Annotated in this window: 22 protein-coding genes; 11 read left to right on the top strand and 11 right to left on the bottom strand. The window is 67.3% G+C overall.

From position 1 onward, the window contains the following. Positions 1 to 66 precede the first annotated feature (66 nt). The 4 genes from M2352_RS19460 to M2352_RS19445 form a co-directional block, all read right to left on the bottom strand. The gene (locus M2352_RS19460) at positions 67 to 282 is read right to left on the bottom strand and encodes a response regulator transcription factor (RefSeq protein ID WP_264666160.1); all 216 of its coding nucleotides are present in this window, start codon (positions 280 to 282) and stop codon (positions 67 to 69) included. A gap of 98 nt (positions 283 to 380) precedes the next feature. Further along, positions 381 to 1,130, bottom strand: a complete 750-nt coding sequence (locus M2352_RS19455) for a helix-turn-helix transcriptional regulator (RefSeq protein WP_264666159.1) — start codon at positions 1,128 to 1,130, stop codon at positions 381 to 383. Further along, positions 1,130 to 2,275: an MFS transporter gene (locus M2352_RS19450; protein WP_264666158.1), complete on the bottom strand. Its 1,146-nt coding sequence runs from the start codon at positions 2,273 to 2,275 to the stop codon at positions 1,130 to 1,132. Before M2352_RS19450 ends, M2352_RS19455 begins: the two co-directional genes overlap by 1 nt. Before the next feature lie 89 nt (positions 2,276 to 2,364). Continuing rightward, positions 2,365 to 3,471 (bottom strand): sigma-54 interaction domain-containing protein, encoded by a 1,107-nt coding sequence (locus M2352_RS19445; protein ID WP_264666157.1) that lies wholly within the window; start codon positions 3,469 to 3,471, stop codon positions 2,365 to 2,367. 593 nt (positions 3,472 to 4,064) lie between these two features. On the opposite strand from M2352_RS19445, the gene M2352_RS19440 reads away from it, so the two are divergent. The 11 genes from M2352_RS19440 (at position 4,065) to M2352_RS19390 (ending at position 15,621) form a co-directional block, all read left to right on the top strand. Further along, complete coding sequence (locus M2352_RS19440; protein ID WP_264666156.1) at positions 4,065 to 5,051, top strand: sulfonate ABC transporter substrate-binding protein; 987 nt, start codon at positions 4,065 to 4,067, stop codon at positions 5,049 to 5,051. 38 nt (positions 5,052 to 5,089) lie between these two features. Continuing rightward, entirely contained in the window at positions 5,090 to 6,271 is a 1,182-nt protein-coding gene (gene ssuD, locus M2352_RS19435; protein ID WP_264666155.1) for an FMNH2-dependent alkanesulfonate monooxygenase, read from the top strand. Positions 6,272 to 6,293: 22 nt separating this feature from the next. Continuing rightward, positions 6,294 to 7,064, top strand: coding sequence for an aliphatic sulfonate ABC transporter permease SsuC (gene ssuC, locus M2352_RS19430; RefSeq protein WP_264666154.1), 771 nt, complete (start codon positions 6,294 to 6,296; stop codon positions 7,062 to 7,064). A gap of 33 nt (positions 7,065 to 7,097) precedes the next feature. After that, positions 7,098 to 7,961 (top strand): ATP-binding cassette domain-containing protein, encoded by an 864-nt coding sequence (locus tag M2352_RS19425; protein WP_264666153.1) that lies wholly within the window; start codon positions 7,098 to 7,100, stop codon positions 7,959 to 7,961. 185 nt (positions 7,962 to 8,146) lie between these two features. Then, the gene (locus M2352_RS19420) at positions 8,147 to 9,163 is read left to right on the top strand and encodes an ABC transporter substrate-binding protein (protein ID WP_264666152.1); all 1,017 of its coding nucleotides are present in this window, start codon (positions 8,147 to 8,149) and stop codon (positions 9,161 to 9,163) included. A 4-nt stretch (positions 9,164 to 9,167) separates the two neighbouring features. Beyond that, on the top strand, positions 9,168 to 10,001 hold the full coding sequence (locus M2352_RS19415) for an ABC transporter ATP-binding protein (protein ID WP_264666151.1): 834 nt from the start codon (positions 9,168 to 9,170) through the stop codon (positions 9,999 to 10,001). Then, on the top strand, positions 9,998 to 10,912 hold the full coding sequence (locus tag M2352_RS19410; RefSeq protein ID WP_264666150.1) for an ABC transporter permease: 915 nt from the start codon (positions 9,998 to 10,000) through the stop codon (positions 10,910 to 10,912). Before M2352_RS19415 ends, M2352_RS19410 begins: the two co-directional genes overlap by 4 nt. An 87-nt stretch (positions 10,913 to 10,999) precedes the next feature. Beyond that, on the top strand, positions 11,000 to 12,241 hold the full coding sequence (locus tag M2352_RS19405; RefSeq protein WP_264666149.1) for a threonine synthase: 1,242 nt from the start codon (positions 11,000 to 11,002) through the stop codon (positions 12,239 to 12,241). Positions 12,242 to 12,255: 14 nt separating this feature from the next. Next, complete coding sequence (locus tag M2352_RS19400) at positions 12,256 to 13,035, top strand: HAD-IIB family hydrolase (RefSeq protein ID WP_264666148.1); 780 nt, start codon at positions 12,256 to 12,258, stop codon at positions 13,033 to 13,035. Between the two features lie 4 nt (positions 13,036 to 13,039). Beyond that, positions 13,040 to 14,110: a malate/lactate/ureidoglycolate dehydrogenase gene (locus tag M2352_RS19395; RefSeq protein ID WP_264666147.1), complete on the top strand. Its 1,071-nt coding sequence runs from the start codon at positions 13,040 to 13,042 to the stop codon at positions 14,108 to 14,110. 137 nt (positions 14,111 to 14,247) lie between these two features. Continuing rightward, a complete protein-coding gene (locus tag M2352_RS19390; RefSeq protein WP_264666146.1) occupies positions 14,248 to 15,621 on the top strand; it encodes a trypsin-like peptidase domain-containing protein in 1,374 nt (457 codons plus the stop codon). 23 nt (positions 15,622 to 15,644) lie between these two features. On the opposite strand, the gene M2352_RS19385 is transcribed toward M2352_RS19390, so the two are convergent. The 7 genes from M2352_RS19385 to M2352_RS19355 form a co-directional block, all read right to left on the bottom strand. Beyond that, positions 15,645 to 16,808: an acyl-CoA dehydrogenase family protein gene (locus tag M2352_RS19385; RefSeq protein WP_264666145.1), complete on the bottom strand. Its 1,164-nt coding sequence runs from the start codon at positions 16,806 to 16,808 to the stop codon at positions 15,645 to 15,647. A gap of 44 nt (positions 16,809 to 16,852) precedes the next feature. Beyond that, on the bottom strand, positions 16,853 to 17,845 hold the full coding sequence (locus tag M2352_RS19380; RefSeq protein ID WP_264666144.1) for an ABC transporter substrate-binding protein: 993 nt from the start codon (positions 17,843 to 17,845) through the stop codon (positions 16,853 to 16,855). 73 nt (positions 17,846 to 17,918) lie between these two features. Continuing rightward, a complete protein-coding gene (locus tag M2352_RS19375) occupies positions 17,919 to 18,704 on the bottom strand; it encodes a class II aldolase/adducin family protein (protein ID WP_264666143.1) in 786 nt (261 codons plus the stop codon). Between the two features lie 30 nt (positions 18,705 to 18,734). Next, entirely contained in the window at positions 18,735 to 19,748 is a 1,014-nt protein-coding gene (locus tag M2352_RS19370; RefSeq protein ID WP_264666142.1) for a D-isomer specific 2-hydroxyacid dehydrogenase family protein, read from the bottom strand. Positions 19,749 to 19,753: 5 nt separating this feature from the next. Next, positions 19,754 to 20,866 carry an LLM class flavin-dependent oxidoreductase gene (locus M2352_RS19365; protein WP_264666141.1) on the bottom strand — a complete coding sequence of 371 codons (1,113 nt, stop codon included), beginning with the start codon at positions 20,864 to 20,866 and terminating at the stop codon, positions 19,754 to 19,756. Between the two features lie 39 nt (positions 20,867 to 20,905). Then, on the bottom strand, positions 20,906 to 21,943 hold the full coding sequence (locus tag M2352_RS19360; protein WP_264666140.1) for an ABC transporter substrate-binding protein: 1,038 nt from the start codon (positions 21,941 to 21,943) through the stop codon (positions 20,906 to 20,908). A gap of 149 nt (positions 21,944 to 22,092) precedes the next feature. Continuing rightward, on the bottom strand, positions 22,093 to 22,998 hold the full coding sequence (locus tag M2352_RS19355; RefSeq protein ID WP_264666139.1) for a LysR substrate-binding domain-containing protein: 906 nt from the start codon (positions 22,996 to 22,998) through the stop codon (positions 22,093 to 22,095). Positions 22,999 to 23,014: the final 16 nt, after the last annotated feature.

The following is a 23,014-nucleotide window of genomic DNA, read 5'->3' as shown; positions in this document are numbered from 1 at the left end:
AGTAATCGGGCAGGATGACATCCTGCCCGCTTGACGGCTCGTTGGCGTTTTCGTGTGGTATTTAATTCAGAAAAGATTATGTCTTATGGCGATAGCAACCGCATGCTCGCGTGTTTTCGCTCCTATCTTCTTCCGGGCGGATGTTATGTGTTTTTCCGCCGTTTTCTCCGATATTCCCAATGCCTCGGCGAGACGTGCGGTTGTCATTCCCTGGGCAAGGTGGAAAAGGCATTCTTTTTCCCGGCTGGAAAGTGGCGGAGACGCTTCTGTGCCGTCGCTCATGTTCCCGTTCCGGTGAGGATTTCGTTCAAAACCGCTTGACCTTAGAAAGGGAGGGGTCAAGGGGCAACTGGGGGATTTTCCCCATAGCCAAAGGACGATCAGATTTCAATCAAGCCGAGTATCAGGGCCTTGGCCACCGCTTGGGCGGCGTTGTTGGCCTGGAGCTTGGCACGGGCATCGCTGATCTGCTTTTCCACCGTCTTGGCGTGGGTACCAAGATGGAAGGCGATCTGCTGGGGGCGGAGGCCATTGGCAAGCCATTGCAGGCATTCGGTTTCGCGGGGGGTCAGGGGATAGATGCCGCGGATGTGCCGCTCCCGCATACAGACATCGAAGGCCGATACGATCTGACGGACCAGCGGTCCCTTCTCCTGCCAGAGACGCTCGAATTCTCCCCATGAGAGATGGGGGGTGTGCAGCGAGCAGCCGCTGATCCCCAGGTTGCCCGCGAACTGGAACGGCAGCGTAACGCCGGTTGTTATATTGAAATCAAAATCAATGTATGTTGATTTCAGCTCCATTTCACTAAATGTATCAAATATTCCAATATTAGACCAAAGAATGTCTTTTTTTTCAGAAATCAATCTATTGTAATATGGGTCGTGATCGAGGTATTCTGGGCTCAGTTTCACTTCCAGGTAATCCTGCCGGTAGCTGCTGATGATGAAAGCCTGATGGTTCTTGCGGTTGCCGACATAAGGCAGCACCATCGAACCGTAAAAGATGCCGCCCACACCGTAATCCGCCAGCACCCTATGGAGCCGGTTCCACAGATCATCGATGCTGTCCGCCTGACGGAAGCTGTCCACGGCATCGAAAAATTTCTGACGGTCTTTGGTGTCGGGCATCAGGCCTCCTTCGTCCGCCACAGCAGCGGCACGGTTGCCATCGCCCCCAGGAACAGCAGGGGGAGGAGCATGCTGGTGGCGGTCAATCCATGGGTGGGGTGGATTTCCATGAGGGTGCCGTTGAGGATCGGCCCGGCCAGGGCCCCGGCCCCGTTGGCCACCCCGAACAGCGCATTGGCCCCGGACAGCTCGGCATCCCTGAACCGTGCGCCGATGACCGCCAGGGTCAGGGCGTAGATGGTTCCCCCAGCCCCGCCCCAGGCGAACATCAGAGCCAGGAACAGAGGCGGTTCCGGCAGGGATGGCGGCAGGAGCACCGGAATGACCAGAGCCACGCCGCCGCACAGGACCAGAACCGGGGACTGTCCGATCCGGTCGGCCAGCATTCCCGCCAGGACGGGGAAGACCAGCACGCCCAGCAGAAAGGCGGTGGCGGTCCAGGCGGCCAGGGTCTCGCCCCCTCCGGTCCGCAGCACCTGCACCGGCATCAGGGTGTAGGGGATGCTCTCCAGCATCCCGCAGGCCAGCGCCCCGGCCAGAGCGGGAAAGGCCGGCCCGGTTGCCAGAGACAGGGACCAGTGCGGCCGGTGCTGCAAACGGGGCGGCGGGGCCGGGACCGCCAGGACGGCGGCCAGCCCCGCCGCCAGTAACCCGGCCATCGTCAGGACCGGCGCCCATCCCTGGTATCCGGTGAGGGGCAGGGCCGCCGCCCCCAGCGCGGCCCCGGTGCAGTAGACCGCGGAATAAACCCCCAGGGTGCGCCCCCGGTGGGCATCCGCGCTGCCGGCGTTGATCCAATACTCGATGAGCCGCAGGGCGATGCCGATGCCGCTGCCGAAAACCAGACGAAGGGCCAGCCAGGCATCGGCGCCGGGGACCAGCCGGAACGCCACGGCGGATGCCAGCGACAGCGCCAGAAGAAAGGTCAGGATCTTTGAAAAGTCGAAACGGCGCTGAAGGAAGGGAAGGAACGGCCCGGCGGCCAGCCATCCCAGGGCCGGCATGGCGGCGTTCAGGCCGATGCCCGCGGGTGAGGCGCCCATATGGCTCAACGAAAGGTCGATGAAGACATAGGACAGGCCCTGGGCCGTTGATAGGAAAAAAATAATAACGAGGATGCAGAAGAAGTTAAAACGTTGTTTCACGCCCGCGTCCCGAATCAAAACACCTTTCAGCCAGGAAACATATACGTGATATTACTTTGAAAACCAACCTTCAGAAGCATGTGCGGAGGTCAGGGGGCGTTTTTGCACAACCGGCTTCGCGGTGATACCAGTCCCAGTTTCGACAGATGGCCGCGCAGCACGTTGCGGCTGATGCCCAGCAGGCGCGCCGTCTGCATCTGATTGCCGCCGCAGTAGTCATAGGCCGACCGGATCACCGCGTCGGTGATGACGCCGAACAGGTTGCCGTGCCCCTGGTCGAACAGCGGCCCCAGAACCCCCTTCAGCGAGTCCTGCACGGTGATGGCAAGGCCGGAAGCCGCAATCCCGCCCCTGCTCCCATCCTGGAAAGGATCGAGGGTCACGTCCCGGCGGGTGATGACATCCCCGGCGGCGGTCACCAGGGCGCTGTGGATGACATTCTCCAACTCGCGGATGTTGCCGGGCCAGGGGTGGTCCAGCAGCGCCTGCATCGCCTCCGGCGCCAGGCGCAGGCCGGGGCGCCCGCCGCGCGCGCCCAGGTCCGACAGGAAATGGTCGGCCAGGGGCAGGATGTCGCCGGGCCGCGCGCGCAAGGGGGGCAGCAGCACCGCCGCCACCTTGATGCGGTAATAAAGATCCTGGCGGAACCGCCCGGATGCGACGGCATCGTCCAGCCGCACGTTGGTGGCCGCCACGATGCGCACGTTCACCGGAATGGGCCGGCGCGATCCCACCCGCACCACCTCCCGCTCCTGCAGCACGCGCAGCAGCTTGACCTGCATCGGCAGCGGCAGTTCGCCGATCTCGTCCAGAAACAGGGTGCCGCCGTCGGCGGCCTCGAACCACCCCGGCTCGGCGGTCATGGCGCCGGTGAAGGCCCCCTTCTCATGGCCGAACAGTTCGGAATCCACCAGCGTCTCGGCGATGGCGCCGCAATTGACCGCCACGAAGGGGCGCCGGGCGCGCGGGCTGTTGTCGTGGAGGAAACGGGCCACAAGCTCCTTGCCCGTCCCGGTTTCCCCGACGATCAGCGTGTCGGCGCCCGACGGGGCCAGTTGCCTCAGCCGCACCAGCAGCGCGCGGGACGCCGGATCCTCGAACACCATGGCGCTGGCCCGGTGTGGCGGGCGGGCAGCGGGGCGGGTGGAAAAGGCGGTTACCCCCTCACCGTTCCGCAGGTTGTCCTGAACGATCATCGGTCTTTCTCACCCCCTGGGATCGGCATTTCCCCATAATTACGGTATAGAATATGTGAGTCCAGAAAATTCATTCACATAAAATTGTTGATATTATGTTTCTACAGCAACACATGGCAGCGGGGGTGTTGCCCCATGCCCAGGACGGTGATTTGCGAACTCTTGTGAATCAAGCGCTTGGCTCTGGCACGGTGTGTGCTTTTTCCCAGGGAGGAGGCCGCTGACACGTGGCCGTCCTTTGGCGGTGGTACCGGGGGTGCCGCCGCCGCCGCGGGTCCGGTCGGGGAGGGCCGGACCCGCATCCCTGCGGCCCCACCGCCGCTTTTCAAAACACAGCCGGTTCTGCCGGCCCTGTCCCGCCGCCGGCCCCGCGCGGGTGGGGACGGGATTTCACGCGCCGGGCTTTCCATGCTGTTGACGGAGCAGCAGGCGGCAACAGCCCCTGCTGCTCCGTCACCACCCGAAACAATGCCGGCGTGCTTTTTTGCCCGAAAACCACATGAATTTGGCGATGAATGAATGAATTTTACATTGGCATGGCGTGTGCAACGTCATCCCTCACCGGGTTTTTCCATTTGCGTGAGGTGTTTTTGATGCCGTCCGCCTTTTTCTCCCGTCTTGGCCGCCGCGCCTTCGTCCGCCATGTTCTGGCGGTGGCGGCCATCGCCGTGTCGGCGAGCGTGACGTCCTTGCCGTCCCACGCCGCCGATCCGGTGACCTTGCGCATCGGGTACCAGAAATCCGGGCCGCTGCTGCTGCTGAAGGGGACGGGGGCGCTGGAACAGCGTCTGGCGGCCAAGGGCGTGTCCGTGACATGGACCGAGTTCCCGTCCGGCCCGCCGATGCTGGAGGCGTTGAACGTCGGCAGCCTGGATTTCGGCACCACCGGCGACACCCCGCCCATCTTCGCCCAGGCGGCGGGTGCGGACCTGCTGTATGTGGGGCGCCAGCCCAATCTTGGGCGGGTATCGGCGGTTCTGGTGCGCGACGACGGCCCCATCAGGACCATCGCCGACCTGAAGGGCCGCAAGCTGGCCTTCGTCAAGGGCTCCAACGCCAACAACATCGTGGTGGAGGTGCTGAAGCGTGCCGGCCTGTCCTATAAGGACATCCAGCCGGTCAACCTGTCGCCCGCCGACGCCCGCGCGGCGTTCGAACGCGGCAGCATCGACGCCTGGGCCATCTGGGATCCGTACTTCGCCCTGGCCGAACGCCAGCCGGGCGTGCGGGTTCTGACCACCGCCGAGGGCATCGTGGAAAGCTCCAGCTTCTTCCTGGCCCGCCGCCCCTTCGTCCAGGCGAACCCCGAGATCCTGTCCATCGTCCTTGAGGAGCTGGACAAGGCCGGCGTGTGGGCCGAGGCCAACATCGACGCGGTGTCGGAGATCTTCGCCCGCGTTAACGGCATCGACCCGGATGTGCAGAAGGTGGCCGCCGCCCGCGCCTCCTACCGCGTCGGCCCGGTGGGGGAGGAGCACGTCCGCACCCAGCAGGGCATTGCCGACACCTTCGCCGAATTGGGCCTGATCCCGAAGAAGCTGTCCATCCGCGACGCGGTGTGGACGCCGCCGAAATCCTGACCGGCCAACAACCTCTTTCAAAAAAGGGACACGCACATATGACCGCCGATACCAACAAGCCTCTGGATTTCCTGTGGTTCCTGCCCACCAGCGGCGACGGCCCCTATCTGGGGTCCGAGATCGGGCACCGCCCGGTCACCAACACCTACCTGCGCGACGTGGCGCTGGCCGCCGACCGGCTGGGCTATTTCGGCGTGCTGGTCCCCACCGGGCGGCAGATGGAAGACCCGTGGATCACCGCCGCCTCGCTGATCCCGCAGACGCGCAACCTGCGCTTCCTGCTGGCGCTGCGTCCCGGCGTGACCAGCCCGGCGCTGCTGGCCCGTCAGGCGGCGACGCTCGACCGGCTGTCCGAAGGGCGGCTGCTGATCAACGTGGTGGCCGGCGGCGCGCCGCAGGAACTGGCCGGCGACGGGCTGTTCCTCAGCCACGACGAGCGCTATGAGCACGCGGGCGAGTTCCTGACCATCCTGCGCGGGCTGTTCCAGGGCGAAACCGTCGATCACGACGGCAAGCACCTGAAGGTCGAAGGGGGTAAGCTGCTGTTTCCGCCGGTGCAGCGCCCCTATCCGCCGCTCTATTTCGGCGGTTCGTCGCCCGCGGCGCACCAGTTGGCCGCCGAACAGCTCGACGCCTACCTGACCTGGGCCGAACCGCCGGAACAGGTGAAGGAGAAGATCGAGGACGTGAAGGCCCGCGCCGCCAAGCTGGGCCGCACCCTGCGCTATGGCCTGCGCCTGCACCTGATCGTGCGCGAGACGGAAGCGGAGGCGTGGGCCGCCGCCGACCGCCTGATCAGCCACCTGTCCGACGAGACCATCGCCGAGGCGCAACGCCGTTTCCGCGAGGAATCCGACGCGGAGGGCCAGCACCGCATGGCCGCGCTGCACGGCGGCCGCCGCGACGCGCTGGAAATCAGTCCCAACCTGTGGGCCGGCGTCGGTCTGGTGCGCGGCGGGGCCGGCACCGCGCTGGTGGGCGACCCCAAGACGGTGGCCGCGCGGCTGCGGGAATACCAGGATCTTGGCATCGACACCATCGTGGCGTCGGGCTACCCGCACCTTGAGGAAGCCTACCGCGTGGCCGAGCTGCTGTTCCCCGAACTGGGGCTGGGCGCGCACGGCCAAAGCGGCGCCCGCCCGACCCGGGGCGTGTATTTCACCCCGCACAACGGAAACGTCTCCAACGAGGGGTTCCCGCTGGCGGCCTCGGCGTCCTGACGGTGAAAGGGAGGGGAGAGAGATGATCAAGACCGGGCTTCGCGCGCTTTTGCCCTGGCTGGTTCCCGCCCTGCTGCTGGCGGTGTGGCAGGTGGCGGTGCAGGGTGGCTTTCTCTCCTCCCGCGTCCTGCCGGCGCCCAGTGCCGTGGTGGAGGCGGGGTGGCGCATGGGGTGGTCGGGCGAACTGGCCGAGCACATCCGCATCAGCTTCCTGCGCGCCGCCGCGGGCTTTGCCGTGGGTGGGGGCATCGGCTTCGTGCTCGGGCTGTCCAACGGGCTGTCGCGCCTGTCGGAAACGCTGCTGGACAGCACGCTGCAGATGATCCGCAACGTGCCCCATCTGGCGCTGATCCCGCTGGTCATCCTGTGGTTCGGCATCGACGAGGAGGCCAAGCTGTTCCTGGTGGCGCTGGGCGTGTTCTTCCCCGTCTACCTCAACACCTTCCACGGCATCCGCACGGTGGACCGGCAGTTGATCGAGATGGGCCGCACCTATGGCATGTCCAACTGGGATCTGTTCGTGCAGGTGATCCTGCCGGGGGCGCTGCCGTCGGTGCTGGTGGGGCTGCGCTACGCCTTCGGCATCATGTGGCTGACGCTCATCGTGGCCGAGACCATCGCCGCCACCTCGGGCATCGGCTATCTGGCCATGAACGCGCGGGATTTCATGCTGATCGACGTGGTGGTGCTGAGCATCGTCATCTACGCCCTGCTGGGCAAGCTGGCCGACAGCCTGGCGCGCGGGCTGGAACGCCTGTGCCTGCAATGGCACCCGTCGTTTCAGGGCCGCTGAGCTTATCCTTTTCGAAGACCGGAGACTGTGCCGATGCTGATGTCCCTGCTGGCGGCTTCCCTCAACCCCATGGCCGCCGCCCCGCTGATCCCCGACGTGACCGCCGACGCCTTCGAACTGCCCGCCGACGATCATGTATCCACCGGCGAAGCCGGGGTACCGGTGTCGCTGTGGAACCTGGGCAAGAGCTACGGCGGCAAGCGGGTGCTGAACGGCGTCGGGCTGAAGATCGAGCCCGGCGAGTTCATCGCGGTCATCGGCCGGTCCGGCTGCGGCAAGAGCACGCTGATGCGCCTGCTGGCCGGGCTGGAGAAACCCGACGGCGGCGAGATCTGGTTCGGCGACGACCGGCTGGACGGCCTGAACCCCCTGGCCCGCACCATGTTTCAGGAGGCGCGCCTGCTGCCCTGGCGCCGGGTGGTGGACAATGTGGCGGTGGGGCTGTCGGGCCGCCCCGGCAACCGCCGCGCCGCCGCCGAACGCGCCTTGCAGGAGGTGGGGTTGTCGGGCCGCGAGCGCGACTGGCCGTCGGTGCTGTCGGGCGGCCAGCGCCAGCGTGTGGCGCTGGCCCGGGCCCTGGTCAGCCGCCCGCGGGTGCTGATCCTGGACGAGCCGCTGGGGGCGCTGGACGCGCTGACCCGTATTTCCATGCAGCATCTGATCGAACGGGTGTGGCTGAACCAGGGCTTCACCGCCGTCATGGTCACCCACGACGTCAGCGAGGCGGTGGCGCTGGCCGACCGCATCCTGCTGATCGAGGACGGCACCATCGCGCTGGACCTGCCCGTTACCCTGGACCGCCCGCGGGTCCGCGGCTCCGCCGCCTTCGCCGAGCTGGAGGGGCTGATCCTCAACCGCCTGTTCAAGGATCACGAATTGGACGGCAGCGGGATTTGAGGAAAAAACCGACCCTATCCGGCTAATTTTCCCTATCCCCGCCTGGGAAATGGGGAATGGCCGGGTTTCCCGGCATGTTTGACATTTTAAATTCGTTATAACCACAACAATTCCACATTGACGGAAACCGTCCGTTTGTGTTCTCCTTTTTCATACTAGATATATGCGAATACGGGAGGGCATCCATGGGCCATCGTCGGCGTTTTCCGGGGCGGATTGCCGCCGTGCTCGCGGGGCTGGCCGCCGTCGTCATGGCCGGCCCGGTGCTGGCCGAGGGCACGATCCGCATCGCCGAGCAATACGGGCTGGGTTACCTGCCGCTGCACGTGCTGCGGCAGAACCAGCTGATCGAAAAGCACGGCAAGGCGCTGGGCGTGGACATCGCGGTGGACTGGGTGAAACTGTCGGGCGGGGCGGCGATGAACGACGCGCTGCTGTCGGACAGCGTGGATCTGGTGTCCGGCGGGGTAGGGCCGCTGCTGACCATCTGGGACCGCACCCGCGGCAGCGTCAACGTCAAGGCCATCGCGGCGCTGAACAACATGCCGCTGTTCCTGACCACCAGCAACCCCAGCGTCAAAACGCTGAGGGATCTGAGCGCCAAGGACAAGATCGCCGTGCCGGCGGTCAAGGTGTCGATCCAGTCGCGCACCCTGCAAATCGCCGCCGAAAAGGAATTCGGTGACGGAAAGTCGGACGCTCTCGACACGCTGACCGTCTCGCTGCCCCACCCCGACGCCACGGCGGCGCTTTTGTCGGGGGCGGCGGAGATCACCGGCCACATCTCCGGCCCGCCGTTCCAGTACCAGCAGCTTCAGGACCCTAAGATCCGCAAGGTGTTCAGCTCGTACGACGTGCTGGGCGGCCCGCACACCTTCAACCTGATCTGGACCAAGGACGCGTTCCGCACCGGCAACCCCAAGACCTATGCCGCGTTCCTGAACGCGCTGAAGGAGGCGGACGCGCTGATCAACGCCGACCATTCCGCCGCCGCCGACATCTATCTGGCCCAGAACAAGGGCGACCTGGACAAGGCGTTCCTGCTGAAGATCCTCGACGACCCCGACATTCAGTTCACCACCGCCCCCAGCCGCATCGCGGTCTACGCCGATTTCATGCACAAGGTGGGCGCCATCAAGGCCAAGCCCGCCTCGTGGAAGGATCTGTTCTTCGCCGATCTCCACACCGAAACCGGGAGCTGAGATCATGAACGCCCTCAGCCTGCCCGGTAACATCGACACGGAAACCGTGTCCGAGCGTCCGTTGCTGGACGTGTCGGGGGTGACGCTGCAGTACGAGACCCGCCGCCATCGGGTGACCGCCACCTACCGCGTGGATTTTCAGGTGTTCCAGGGCGAACGCTACGTGCTTCTCGGGCCGTCCGGCTGCGGCAAGTCCTCGCTGCTCAAGGCGGTGGGCGGCTTCATCCAGCCGGTGGAGGGGGCGATCCGCCTCAACGGCCGCGCGGTGGCCGGGCCGGGGCCGGAACGGATGATGGTGTTTCAGGAATTCGACCAGCTTCTGCCGTGGAAGACGGTCAAGGACAACGTGATGTTCCCCCTGCTCACCGCCGCGCACCTCTCCCGGCGGGAGGCGGAGGAGAAGGCGTTGTCCGCCATCGCCAAGGTCAACCTGTCCAAATTCGCCGACGCCCACCCGCACATGCTGTCGGGCGGCATGAAGCAGCGCGTCGCCATCGCGCGCGCCATGGCGATGGAGCCGGACATCCTGCTGATGGACGAGCCGTTCGCGGCGCTGGACGCCCTGACCCGCCGCAAGATGCAGGAGGAATTGCTGGCCCTGTGGGACGACGTGCGCTTCACCATGCTGTTCGTCACCCATTCCATCGAAGAGGCGATGGTGGTCGGCTCGCGCATTCTGGTGCTGTCGCCCCATCCGGGGCAGGTGAAGGCGGAAATCAACTGCGGCGGCTACGACCACGGCGCCGTCGGCAGCCCCGGTTTCCAGGATACCGCCCAGCGCATCCACACCATGCTGTTCGCCGACAGCGTGGAAGACACCGGGACTCCCCGCCCATGACCACGATGTCCCATGACGGCACCCCGTCCCCCGCCCGCCGGGCCGGGCGGGTTCCCCCCTGGCGCCCGGAATACGAGCGCACCGTGACCTCCACCGGCCCCATCGGCGACATCGCCCGGCCTTTGTCCCTGTGGGAGCGGCTGGGCAACGTCACGGCCCTGCGCCGTCTGCTGGTGCTGGTGCTGTTCGCCGCCGCGTGGCAGGGGGCGGCGGTGGTGCAGAACAACCCGCTGATGTTCCCCACCTTTTCCGCCACCGTCACCGCCCTGTGGGATGCGGTGTGGAACGACGGGCTGTTGTCCATGGCCTGGGTGTCGCTGGCCGTGCTGGTGAAGGGGTACGCGGTGGCGGTGGTGCTGGCGGTGGTGCTGACCAGCGTCGCCGTGTCCACCCGCATCGGCAACGACGTGCTGTCCACCCTGACGTCCATGTTCAACCCGCTGCCGGCCATCGCTTTGTTGCCCATCGCCATGCTGTGGTTCGGGCTGGGATCGGTCAGCCTGATGTTCGTGCTGGTGCACGCGGTGCTGTGGCCGCTGGCGCTCAACACGCACGCGGGTTTTACCGGCGTGCCGGAGACGCTGCGCATGGCCGGGCGCAACTATGGCCTGACCGGCATCCGCTATGTGGTGACGATCCTGATCCCGGCGGCGTTCCCTGCCATCCTGACCGGGCTGAAGGTGGGCTGGGCCTTTGCCTGGCGCACGCTGATCGCGGCGGAACTGGTGTTCGGCGTGTCGTCGGGCAAGGGGGGCCTGGGCTGGTTCATCTTCCAGAACCGCAACGAGCTTTACATCGACAAGGTGTTCGCCGGTCTGGTCACCGTCATCCTGATCGGTCTGGTGGTCGAGAACCTCGTCTTCCGCTGGATCGAAGCCCGCACCGTCCGCACCTGGGGCATGGTGCGATAGCACCTGGGGCATGGTGCGATAGCACCGGAGGTATGGTGCGATAGCACCGGGATCATGGTGCGCTAAAGTTTCAAGGAATCACCCATCGTGCCGTTCAACGACAATCTGACCACCGAACGCCCGACCTTCGTCACCCATCTGGAGTGTTCCTACACCGGCGAGCGGTACGAGGCCGACCGGGTTCACAACCTGTCCCGCGCCGGCAAGCCGCTGCTGGTCCGCTACGACCTCGACGGGGTGAAGCGGGCGTTGACCAAGGACGCGCTTGCCGCCCGTCCACACGACCTGTGGCGCTACCGCGAACTGCTGCCCGTCCGCCGGGTGGACGATATCGTCAGTCTGGGCGAAGCGGTGACCCCGCTGGTGCCGCTGCCCAGACTGGCCGCCCGCTCCGGCGGCGGGGAAGTGCTGGTGAAGGACGAGGGGCGCCTGCCCACCGGCTCGTTCAAGGCCCGCGGTCTGGTGATGGCGGTGTCGATGGCCAAGGCGTTCGGCATCGCCCGCATCGCCATGCCCACCAACGGCAACGCCGGGGCCGCTCTCGCCGCCTATGCCACCCGCGCCGGCATCCGCACCACCGTGTTCTGCCCCGAGGACACGCCGGAGGTGAACGTTTCGGAAATCGAACTTCAGGGCGCCACCGTCTACCGCGTCAACGGCCTGATCGACGATTGCGGGAAGATCGTCGGCGAGGGCAAGGCGTCCGCCGGCTGGTTCGATGTGTCCACCCTGAAGGAGCCGTACCGGATCGAGGGCAAGAAGACCATGGGCCTGGAACTGGCCGAACAGTTGGGCTGGGACGTGCCCGACGTGATCTTCTACCCCACCGGCGGCGGCACCGGCCTGATCGGCATGTGGAAGGCGTTCGACGAGTTGGAGGCCATCGGCTTCATCGGCGCCAAGCGCCCGCGCATGGTGGCGGTGCAGGCCGCCGGCTGCGCCCCCATGGTCCGCGCCTGGGAACAGGGTGTGGAGCACGCGCCGCGGTGGGAGGAGGCGCACACCATCGCGTCCGGCATCCGCGTACCACAGGCGGTGGGCGATTTCCTGATCCTGCGGGCGGTGCGCGACAGCGGCGGCTTCGCCATCGCCGTGGACGACGAGGCCATCCAGGCGGCGCTGAACGAAGCGGCGCGGGAGGAGGGGTTCCTGCTGTCACCGGAGGGGGCCGCCACCTACGCCGCCTATAAGCAGGCCTTGGCTGACGGGCGGGTGTCGCGGGGCGAACGGGCGGTGCTGTTCAACTGCGCCACCGGGCTGAAATACCCGCTGCCGCCGGTCCACCGCACGTTGGACCGCACCCGGCCCATCGACTACGCGGCCCTGTGATGGCGGGGGAGAGGATGCGCCCGCTGTCCGGGGCGCCGGCGGAACGGCTGCGGCGGGTCCGCTTCGTTCTGACCGACATGGACGACACGCTGACGCACCATGGTGCGCTGGCGGCGCAGACATACACCGCCCTGGAACGGCTGCGCCGCGGCGGGGTGCCGGTGATCCCGGTCACCGCCGCCCCGGCGGGCTGGTGCGACCAGATGGCCCGCATGTGGCCCATCGGCGGGGTGATCGGCGAGAACGGCGGGTTTTACTTCGACAGCCCCGGCGGCGGCGCCGTCACCCGCCGTTTCTGGCACCCGGACCCGGAGCGGGCGGCGGTGGCGGCCCGGCTCGACGCCCTGGCCGCCGCCATTGCCGAACGGGTGCCGGTGGCCCGCGTCGCCTCCGACCAGCCGTTCCGCCTGACCAGCCTCGCCTACGACGCACCCGCCGATGCGGGGGTGCGCGACGCGCTGCTGGCGGCGTTCCGGGATGCCGGCGCGCGGGTGACCGTGAACTCCCTGTGGGTGCTGGGCTGGTTCGGGGATTACGACAAGCTGACCATGGCCCGGCGGGTGATGGCCGAGGCCCACGGCCTGCCCATCGACGAGCGGGGGGACGAGATTCTGTACGTGGGCGATTCCACCAACGACGCCCCCATGTTCGCCTTCTTCGGCAACAGCGTCGGCGTCAGCACCGTCGTCGATTTCCTCCCCCACCTGCCGGTGCCACCCACCTGGGTGACCCGCGGCCCCGGCGGCGCCGGCTTTGTCGAGGTGGCCGACGCGATCCTGCAGGCCAAAGGATAATCCCATGCTCCCCGGACGTTTCGATCCCCAACGCCTGACCGCGCTGGTGGACGCCATTCTCGTGCGCAGCGGCAGCACCCCGGAGGAGGCGGCCATCGTCGCCGCCAATCTGGTGGACGCCGACGCCACCGGCCACGCCAGCCACGGCGTGTGCCAGATCCCCGTTTACATGAGAAGCCTGGAGCTGGGCCATCTCCAGCCCAACCGTCACGCCCGCATCCTGCGCGACGAAGCGCCGTTTCTGGTGGTGGACGGCGATGTCGGCTATGGGCAGGTGATCGGGCGGGAGGCGACGGAGCTTGCCATCGCCCGCGCGCAGGCCGGCGGGGCCTGCATCCTCACCCTGCGCAACGCCCACCACATCGGGCGGGTGGGGGCGTTTGGGGAGCAGTGCATCGCCGCCGGGCTGGTGGGGGTGTTCTTCGTCAACGTGGTCAGCCGCCCGCTGGCCGCTCCTCACGGCGGTGCCCGCCCGCGGCTGGCGACCAACCCCATCTGCATCGCGGTGCCGGCCACCCCGCGCCATGGCGCCTTTCTGCTGGACTTCGCCACCAGCGCCATCGCCGCCAACAAATGCCGCGTCGCCGCCGCCCGTGGCGAGCCGGTGGCCGAGGGGCTGCTGATCGACGAGCACGGCCAGCCCACCCGCGACCCCGGCACCATGTTCCGCGACCCTACCGGCGCCATCCTGCCGTTCGGCGGGTACAAGGGATACGGGCTGGCGCTGGCCTGCGAGATCCTGGCCGGCGCGCTGGGGGCCGCTCTGCCCGCAGTCCCGGAAAATCTGCGCCCCGGGCGGGTGGTCAACAACGCCCTGGCCTTCGTCATCGACCCCGCCCGCGCCGCCACCGATGCGGATGGTTGGCAGGGGCTGGCCGACGCCGTGCTGGATTACGTCACCGGCACCCCCGCCGCCCCCGGCAGCGCCGGCGTGCTGATCCCCGGTGTGCCCGAACGGCATCACCGGGAAAAGGTGGCCGCGCAGGGGATCGCGCTCGACCCCGGTACCGTGCAGGCGCTGCACCGGATCGGGGGGGAGGTGGGGGTGGATGTGGACAGGGTGTTGTGTTCTTGAGAGTATGAAGGGTTTCCCGCCTTTTCTGGCATGCAAATGTATACCAGAAAATCTTTCCGACAATATTATGGCCTTGATTCAAAACAACAAATAAATCAAAATCTCGAAATTTCACGGTCAATGCAAAATCATTGACCGTGAGATGTTGCATAATTATCAATTTTAAGACTTGGAGTAATTTTACAAATTCTTTTATGGAGAAGAAAATGAATGGCGATATCGTACATGATAATGTTCTCGATGATCTCGAATTTGTCCCCCGCAAAGTCGGTGAGTATCGGGAGGTTCTGGGGATCGGTGATTACGGCGTGGCGTTCCAGACGGAATCCATCAGCCCCGCTCTCAAATCCTCGGTTGATGTTTTCGGGGGAACGGTCAACGGCCTGTTGGATCATGTGGCCAGTGTCCTGAAATTCGCCCAGACCATCGCCAAGGAGGACGGTGAGGAGGCGTTGACCGACGATGAGCAGTCGGCGCTGATCGGGCGGCTTGAGAAGTCGGTTGCCCTTCTGGAGCGCTCGGATCCGGACGCCGTTCCCGACGATGAGGACGCGGGCAATCTGGAAGCGATCATCAGCAGCTTCGACCGCCCCGCGCTGCTGGTGAGGAACGGCGGGATTCTGCTGGACGATCCCCAGGCCATCCGGTGGCGCGACACGCTGGAAAGAAACATGGGGCAGATCAAGAGAACCATCGGTTCGGTGGGGCGGATCAATCTCAATGGCCAGCAGGTGGGAACCGGGTACGTGATCGCCCCCGGCCTGATTATGACCAATGTCCATGTCGCCGTATTCCTGGCGGAAAAGGCGACCCACGATGCCATCGTGCGCCATGGGGAAAGCGGTTTCCGCAGAAATCGGGCGTGGGCGGTCAAGCCCGGTGTTTCCATCGACTTCAAGGAAGGGGATGGGATGCAGGGCCGGCTGCAATTCCGGGTCAAGGAGCCCTTTTTCATCGGCCCCCTGGCCGTGCCGGAATTGATGGACACGACGATCCCCGACCGCATCAAGATCGCCCGATACAAGCAGAGCATGAACCTGTCCAATATGGACATGGCCATCTTCGAGGTCGAAACCACCAATGCCGACGGGCGCTCCCTGCCCCCCGCCCTCAGCCTGTCGTCTCAGGAAAGCCTGTTGGTGGAGGGCAAGGATCTTTTCGTCGTCGGGTATCCGGGGCGGACGGTGATCCAGCCGACGGACGCGGAGGCCGACAAAAAGAACATGGATCTTCTCCGCTACTTCAACGGGAAGTTCGGGGTGAAACGCCTGTCGCCGGGGCAGATCGTCAGCCTTCCCGGCAGCAACATCGACGATAAGGGGAACTGGGTGGTTTCCCATGATTCGAGCACGCTTGGCGGAAACTCGGGATCGTGCGTCGTGCCGCTCAACGAAAACGAGGATCAGGTGCTCGCCCTTCACTTCGGCGGCGGGTGGTACCGGTCCAATTTCTCCATCGCCCTTCCCAAGGTCCGCAACATCCTGAAGGCTGTGCGGGCGCACTGGGTGTGACCCGCCGCCGGCTGGCGGGGCCGTTACGGCCCCGCCAGCGCCGCCCGGCCGGCGGCGGTCAGGATCATGTCGTTCTGGGGGGCGTGGACGCGGGCGCACAGGACGTCGCGGTAATGCCGCTCCAGCGGGTTGTCACGGGTCAGGCCGGGGTTGCCGGTGATCTCCACCGCCTTCGCCACCGCGGCGATGGCGTTGTTGGTCACCGTGTATTTCACCAGCAGGCTTTCGTGGGGCGGCGGCGGGGTGCCCGCATCCACCGACGCCGCCAGTGACCGCAGCAGCACGCGGTTGGTCTGCAACAGCGCCTCGATCCCGCCCACCGCTTCCTGGAGCCGCGGCACCGTGGACAGCGCCGCCCCGCCCAGGGTGGTCGGCGTGCGGGTGCGCAGGAAGCCCAACAGCCAATCCCGCGCCGCCTGGGCGACGGAATCATAGACGGCGCTGAACAAGGCGGCGGTCCACGCACTGCCCACAGCGTCGGGGGCCGCCCACTGCGCGGGCGGGCGAATGTCGCCCACCAGATCGTCGGTGATGAAGACGTCGTGGAACACCACCTCGTGGCTGCCGCTGGCGCGCATGCCGATGTGGTTCCACACCGGACGGATCTCCACCCCGTCGGTGCCGGCGGGCACGATCCAGGCGCCGACCCGCGGCTCATCCTCGTCCGAGCGCGCCCACACCGACAGCCATGCCAGCACCGGCACGCCGGTGGAATAGAGCTTGGTGCCGGAAATCCGCCAGCCGCCCGCCACCTTGCGCGCCACCGTCGCCGGCAGCCCGCCGCGCAAGGGGGTGCCCAATTCCGGTTCCACCCGCAGGGCGTTGATGACCGCCCCGTCGGTGACGGCGGTGCGGCCGATGCGGTCCCGCAGGTCCGCCGGCCAGCGGGTGCCGCGCCACATCTGGTGATGGATGATGTATTGCAGCGTCAGCACCAGGGCGGTGGACGGTTCCCCCCGCGCCACCGCCGCCACCACCGCCAGGGCGTCGCGCAGCCCCGCCCCCTTGCCCCCCACCGACGGCGGGTCCACCAGCCCCAGCAGCCCGGCTTCGTGCAGGGCGGCGAAGTTTTCGAACGGAAAGCTGGCCTCGGCGTCGTGCTCGGCGGCCCGCGCTGCGAAATCCGCCGTCAGCCGCGCCAGCAGCGCGTCATCCACGGTGGGGGAGGGGGCTTGATCGAAGGGCATGGGGGTGAGTCCATGAAGGAGAGGGAACCGGGAAACGGGGCGGATCAAGCCAGATCGACGGTGATCTTCCCGGCGAACTTGGCGCTGTCGATGTGCGGCTTGATCACCGACACGCTTTTCAGCTCGTCCACATAAAGGGCCAGTTGCTGGCGCAGGTCGTTGCCGACCGGGGTCACGTTGTGGGCGTGGCTGCGCAGCATGGCGGCCAGCTCCTCGACCGGGAATTTGGGGGCATAGGGGGCATAGGCCTCCGCCGCCGCCACCGGGTCGGCATAAACCGCGTGCTGCGCCTCGATCAGCGCGGTGGTCAGGCCCTTGGCCGCCGCCGGGTTGTCGCGCAGCAGGCTGCCGCGCACCCCGATCAGGCAGCAGGTGCGGGTGGCGAATTCACCGCAGACGTTGTTGGTGATCTCCACCAGTTCGGGATTCTTGGTGTGGCGCCAGATCAGCGGGTCGCCGTCGGCCAGCGCCTGGATCTCGCCCTTTTCCACCGCCAGCCCCAGGAGGTCGCCGGGGTATTGCCGCCACTCCACCTCCTTCACCGGGTCGATGCCCTGCTTGGTCAGGAGGATGGAGAAGAAGTTCTTGGACGGGCTGGCCATGTCGGTGACGCCCACCGTCCGGCCGCGCAGGTCCAGCAGCGTGTTGACCCCCGCCGCCTTCGATCCCAAAAGCCGCATGCAGCCGCCGTGAATGCCGGCGGAGATCTTGACGTCGAACCCCTGTTCCAGGGGTTTGAGCCAGCGCAGCGCCATGCCCACGCCGGCATCGGCCTTGCGGGTGGCGATGGCCTCCAGCAATTGGTCGGTGGAGCCGGTGAAGTTGATCAACTCCACCTCCAGCCCGTGCTTCTGGAAGGTGTTGTTCTTCAGCGCCAGCGGCACGGCGGCCAGACAGACCGCCCCGGCGTTCCACGACAGGCGCAGCGGCTCGGCGGCCAGCGCCCGCCCGCGCAGGACGGCGGGGGCGGCCAGGATTGCCGCACCGGCGGCAAGGACGCGGCGGCGGGACAGGGACGGCAAAAGACGGTCGGTCATGACGGCGGCTTTCGGCAAGGGTATGGGATAGCCCTCTCCCCGGGGCGGGAGAGGGGACAACATCGGTCGGCAATCAATCCAGCAGGTCGGGTTCGGCGGCGGTGATCCATTCCCACAAGGGGTGGAAGTTGTAGGCCCCGCCCTCCTGCGTGCCGACCTGGGAGCGGGTCAGTTGCGCCGTCGCATGATCCATGGGCTGCGGCGTGCCGGCGGCCTCGGCCAGCAGTTGCGTGTGCGCGGCGTTGTCGGCGGTGATGTACCACCACGCCGCCGCCTCGATGGTCGGGCCGACGGTCAGCAGGCCGTGGTTCTTCAGGATGGCGAGCTTCCGGTCCCCCAGCGCTTCCACCAGACGGCGGCCCTCCGCCTCCTGCAGCACCACGCCGGAATAGGGGTCGAAGATCACCTGGTCCTCATAGAACGCGGCGGCGTCCTGGCTGATGGGGTCCAGCGGGCGGCCCAGCGCCGACCACGCCTTGCCATAGGTGGAATGGGTGTGGGCGGCGGCCACCGCGTCGGGGCGTGCCCGGTGGATGGCCGAATGGATGGTGAAGCCCGCCTGATTGATCGCGCGGTCGCCGTGCAGCACATTCCCGTCGATGTCCACCAGATGCAGGTCCGACACCCGGATGGTGCGGAAATGCTGGCCCAGCGGGTTGATCCAGAAACGGTCGTGGAATTCCGGGTCGCGCACGGTGACGTGCCCGGCCAGCCCCTGGTCGAAGCCGTAATGGCCGAACAGGCGGAAGGTGGCGGCCAGCCGCTGCTTTCGGTGCAGCCGCTCCTCCGCGATGCTCGTGCGGGGGGCATGGGTGACCGGCGGCCAGAACGTGCTGGGGCGCGGGCTGATCTGGTTCATGGGAACGGAACTCCCCGTGTGGGAAAAGGGTCAATAGCCGGTGGCCGCGTCCACCCGGTCGTGCAGGGGGCGGCCGCTGGCATAGGCGTCGAGGTTGGTGAGGATCGTGTCGGCCAGCCGGGCTTCCACCGCCGGGCCGGAGAACGACACGTGCGGCGTCAGCCGGATGGCGGGGTGGCTGTAAAAGGGATGGCCGGCGGGCAGCGGTTCCGGCTCGGTCACGTCCAGCGTGGCCCCGGCGATGCGCCCGGCCTCAACGGCGGCCAGCAACGCATCTTGGTCCAGCAGGGCGCCGCGGGCGATGTTGACGATGTGCTGCCCCGGCTTGGCCCGCGCCAGCAGATCGGCTCCGATCAGCCCGCGGGAATCGTCGGTCAGCGGCAGGGCCAGCACCAGATGGTCGGACGCCGCCACCAGATCGGCCAGCCGCTCGAACGGCTCCACACCCGGTTCGGGCGTGGTCCAGCCGGTGCGGCGCACGGCTCCGACCTGCAGGCCGAAAGCCGCGGCCCGTTCGGCCACCGCGCGCCCGATGGCGCCATAGCCCACCAGCCCCAGCCGCTTGCCGGTCAGCCCGCCCAGCGTGCTTTTCGTCCAATCCTGCGGCCCGCGGACCCGGATGGTGTCGAGCCGCTTTTCGAACAGCAGCACCGCGGCCAGCACGTATTCGGCGATGGGAACCGCCGACACCCCGCGGGCGCAGGTGACCGGCACCGACGCCCGGTGCGGCCCGTCGTAGAGCCAGCGGGGATAGAAATCGATGCCGGTGGAGGCCGACTGAATCCAGCGCAGATCGCCCAGCCAGCCGGCGGGCGGGGTGTCCGGTGCGGCGTCCCACCCGATCAGCGGGCGGGTCAGCAGCACGTCCACCCCCCGCGGGACCACCCAGGGGGGCTGGGCCTCGTCACGCGCGATCACCGTGGGCCGGGACCAGTGGGCGGCCAGACGCGCACCCACCACCGGACCCAGGTGGTTGAGGATGACCGGCGGGCGCGCCGGCACCCCCGCCGCTCCGGCCCCCGTGGCTGCCGTGGTCCCGGTCATGCCGGTTACTCCGCCGCCACGGCGCGGGCGCGTTCCCGCTCCGCCACCAACTGGCGCACCCGCGGCAGAAGTTCGCGGCCATAGGTGATGGAATCCGGCAGCGGGTCGAAGCCGCGGATCAGGAAGGTGGTGACGCCCAGGTCGTAATAATCCAGCAGCGCATCGGCCACCTGATCCGGCGTGCCGACCAGAGAGGTGGAGTTGCCCTTGGCCCCGGTCAGGCCGGCGATGGCGGTCCACAGACGCGTGTCGTGGCGGTGACCCTGGTCGGCGATGGACAACAGGCGGCGCGCCCCTTCGTTGTTGGGCAGGTCGCCGCGGCGGAAGCCGGTCTTGTCCAACAATGCCTTGGCCTTTTCATAGATGGCGTCGGCCTTGGCCCACGCCGCCTCTTCGGTGTCGGCCAGGACCGGGCGCAGCGACAGGCTGAAGGCCGGGACCGGGCGGTTGTTCCTGACCGCCGCGGCGCGCACGCGGCTCAGCAGTTCGCGCACCTGATCGTGGGTTTCACCCCACAGGGCGAAGGTGTCGGCGTGGCGCCCGGCCACGTCGATGGCCGCCTGCGAGGCACCGGCGATCCACACCGGGATGCCGCTCTCGCGGTACGGCTTCACCAGGGAGAAGCCCTGTTCCACCTGATAGAAGCGGCCCTGATAGTCGAACGGCGTCTGGCTGGTCCATTCGGCGCGCACGATGTCGAGGAATTCCGACGTGCGGGCGTAGCGGTCGTCCTTGTCCTCCAGCGTGTTGCCGTCGCGGGCCAGTTCGGCGCGCTCGGCCCCGGTGATGACGTTGATGGCGGTGCGCCCGCGGCTCAACTGGTCCAGCGTGGCGAACTGGCGGGCCAGGATGGTCGGCGCCTGGAACCCCGGACGGTGGGCGATCAGCACGTTCAGCCGCTCGGTGACGCTGGTGATGTGCTGGCTGACCTGCAGGCTGTCGGGGGCGTCGGAATGGAACGCCTGAAGCACCGCGTCGAAGCCGCCGTATTCGTGGGCCTTGGCGGTTGCCTCGATATAGTCGCGGTCAACCACCGGCCCCTGGCGGGGGATGATTTCCGACGAGTTGTGATTTCCGACGAAACCGACGAAGCGCAGCGGATGGGGGGCGGTGGTCATGGATGGGGTTCCTTGTGCGCGGGAAAAAGGGAGCGGTCCTCAGCCCAGCGGCTGGGACAGGATGTCGGTGAAGCGGCGGTCGAAGGCCGGGGCCATGTCGATGGCCCGCGGCAGCACGCCCAGTTGGTGGAAGGTGTCGGCCACGTTCTGGGCCGAGGCCACGTCGGCGTCGGTGATGGGGGCGAGATCCCGCTGGCGGGAGTTCTTCCACAGGATTTCCCGGTCCACCTCCAGCGGCACGCCGATGGCGGATGAGTGGATCTGCGCCCAGGTGTCCAGGTTGGCGGCGCGCCACGCCAGCGCCCGGCGCAGCCGCAGCAGGAAATCGCCGATGGCTGCCGATTTCGCCGGATCGGCCAGCGCGTCGGGGGAGGCCAGATAGAGGTAGTTGCCCGACAGGTAGCCGTTGGAGGTCTTGAGAACCCGCGCCCCCTTCTTGATGGCCGCGGGCACGCTGTAGCCATAGATGGCCCAGGCATCCAGCGACCCCTGTTCCAGCGCCGAATTGCCCTCCGCCGGGGTCAGGGCCACGGCCTTGACGTCGGTGAAGCGCAAACCCGCCTCCCCCAGCATCTTGGCCAGGTAGTATTGCGTGGTGGTGGCGCGGACATAGCCGACGCGCTTGCCCTTCAGATCGGCGATGGATCGGATCGGGCTGTCGGGTGGCACCAGCACCACCTGCCAGTTCACGTCGTCCTTGACCACGGCGACGACGGACAGCCGCGCCCCCGCCGTCACGCCGAAGGCGGGCGGGATCTCGCTGCTGGACCCGATGTCGATGGCCCCGGCGTTGATCGCCTCCACGATCAGGTTGCCCGAGGCGAATTCGGCGAAATTGGCCTTGTACGGGGTGGGAAGCTGGCCCGCCGATTCCAGCGCCAGCCCGTCCAGCGCCTTGTAATCGGCGATGCGCAGGGTGGTTTCCGGCCCTGGCACCGCCGCGTTCAGCGAAAACGGCAGACCGCCCGCGGCCAGTGCCCCGCAGACACCCGCACCGGCGCGCAGCAGGGTGCGGCGGCTGAACGCCGGGCCGGTGGCGGACGGGAACGGGGTGGGAAACGGCGGCGCGGCGGTCATGGCATCGGCCCTTTTCGGTGAATGGCTCGGGTGGAAAGGCGGCGGAGCAATCACGTGACGGGTCAGATGATATCCCTATCTTTTGTGTAGGAAAAACAAAAAACACAAATGAGATTGTTTTTGAAAACTTAACTAACAAATATGAAATGTTATATGCCGGCGCCGGGCGGCAGGATGCCGCGCAGGGATTCGGTCAGGATGCCGCACAGCCGTTCCACCGCCGGGCTGGTGGCGGCGGGGGAGCGGTGGAGTTCCAGCGGCACCCGCGACAGGGCGGGAAAGCCGGTGCCGGTCGCCCCCACCACCGCCAGCCCGGCGGGCACCCCCAGCGGCGTGCGCACGGTAACCCCCAGCCCGGCTTCCACCGCCGCCCACAGGCCCGACAGACTGGGGCTGGTGAAGGTGATGCGCCATGGGCACCCGGCCTCGTCCAGCCGCCCGATGCCGTGCTGGCGGAACATGCAGGGCGAATCCAGCAGCGCCAGCGGCAGCGGTGCGGTGGGATCGGCGCGGAAGCCGGGGGCCGCCACCCACACCACCGGCAGATGGGCCAGCGTCACCGGCCCGCCGGATAATCCCGCCGGGGCCGTGTCACCGATGGCGCCGAAGGCCAGCGCCAGATCCAACCCGCCCTGGGCCGCCTGTTCGCGCAGTTCCTGGCCGCGTCCCACCCGCGCTTCCACATGCACCCGCGGGTGGGCGCGGTGAAAGGCGCCCAGCACCGCCGGCAGCCAGCGTTCGGCCAGATCCTGGGGAAAGCCCACGCGCACGGTGCCGTCCACGGTGCCGCCGCGGGCGGTGGTCAGCGCCTCGTCGTTCAGGGCCACGATGCGGCGGGCGTAGCCCAGCAGCACGTCGCCGGTGTCGGTCAGCGCCACCGTGCGCCCGGCCTTGCGGAACAGCGGCTGGCCCACCTGTTCCTCCAGCTTCTTCATCTGCAGGCTGATGGCCGACTGGGTGCGTCCCAGCCGCTCGGCGGCGCGGGCGAAGCCGCCCAGGTCCATGGCGATCACCAGTGCGCGCAGGATGTCCATGTCCAGGTTGGTCGGGAGCATGGGTGGCCCTACCCTC

Source organism: Azospirillum fermentarium (genome assembly GCF_025961205.1).
GTDB lineage: Bacteria > Pseudomonadota > Alphaproteobacteria > Azospirillales > Azospirillaceae > Azospirillum > Azospirillum fermentarium.
The sequence above is the reverse complement of the archived record's forward strand: the minus strand, read 5'-3'. Positions and strand labels throughout refer to the sequence as shown.

Coding starts and splice junctions, on each gene's coding strand:
- M2352_RS19455 (WP_264666159.1), bottom strand. CDS start 1,130: ATGCCCGACACCAAAGACCGTCAGAAATTTTTCGATGCCGTGGACAGC.
- M2352_RS19365 (WP_264666141.1), bottom strand. CDS start 20,866: ATGACCACCGCCCCCCATCCGCTGCGCTTCGTCGGTTTCGTCGGAAAT.
- M2352_RS19375 (WP_264666143.1), bottom strand. CDS start 18,704: ATGAACCAGATCAGCCCGCGCCCCAGCACGTTCTGGCCGCCGGTCACC.
- M2352_RS19420 (WP_264666152.1), top strand. CDS start 8,147: ATGGGCCATCGTCGGCGTTTTCCGGGGCGGATTGCCGCCGTGCTCGCG.
- M2352_RS19370 (WP_264666142.1), bottom strand. CDS start 19,748: ATGACCGGGACCACGGCAGCCACGGGGGCCGGAGCGGCGGGGGTGCCG.
- M2352_RS19360 (WP_264666140.1), bottom strand. CDS start 21,943: ATGACCGCCGCGCCGCCGTTTCCCACCCCGTTCCCGTCCGCCACCGGC.
- M2352_RS19445 (WP_264666157.1), bottom strand. CDS start 3,471: ATGATCGTTCAGGACAACCTGCGGAACGGTGAGGGGGTAACCGCCTTT.
- M2352_RS19385 (WP_264666145.1), bottom strand. CDS start 16,808: ATGCCCTTCGATCAAGCCCCCTCCCCCACCGTGGATGACGCGCTGCTG.
- M2352_RS19355 (WP_264666139.1), bottom strand. CDS start 22,998: ATGCTCCCGACCAACCTGGACATGGACATCCTGCGCGCACTGGTGATC.
- M2352_RS19400 (WP_264666148.1), top strand. CDS start 12,256: ATGCGCCCGCTGTCCGGGGCGCCGGCGGAACGGCTGCGGCGGGTCCGC.
- M2352_RS19380 (WP_264666144.1), bottom strand. CDS start 17,845: ATGACCGACCGTCTTTTGCCGTCCCTGTCCCGCCGCCGCGTCCTTGCC.
- M2352_RS19410 (WP_264666150.1), top strand. CDS start 9,998: ATGACCACGATGTCCCATGACGGCACCCCGTCCCCCGCCCGCCGGGCC.
- M2352_RS19440 (WP_264666156.1), top strand. CDS start 4,065: ATGCCGTCCGCCTTTTTCTCCCGTCTTGGCCGCCGCGCCTTCGTCCGC.
- ssuD (WP_264666155.1), top strand. CDS start 5,090: ATGACCGCCGATACCAACAAGCCTCTGGATTTCCTGTGGTTCCTGCCC.
- M2352_RS19460 (WP_264666160.1), bottom strand. CDS start 282: ATGAGCGACGGCACAGAAGCGTCTCCGCCACTTTCCAGCCGGGAAAAA.
- ssuC (WP_264666154.1), top strand. CDS start 6,294: ATGATCAAGACCGGGCTTCGCGCGCTTTTGCCCTGGCTGGTTCCCGCC.
- M2352_RS19425 (WP_264666153.1), top strand. CDS start 7,098: ATGCTGATGTCCCTGCTGGCGGCTTCCCTCAACCCCATGGCCGCCGCC.
- M2352_RS19415 (WP_264666151.1), top strand. CDS start 9,168: ATGAACGCCCTCAGCCTGCCCGGTAACATCGACACGGAAACCGTGTCC.
- M2352_RS19395 (WP_264666147.1), top strand. CDS start 13,040: ATGCTCCCCGGACGTTTCGATCCCCAACGCCTGACCGCGCTGGTGGAC.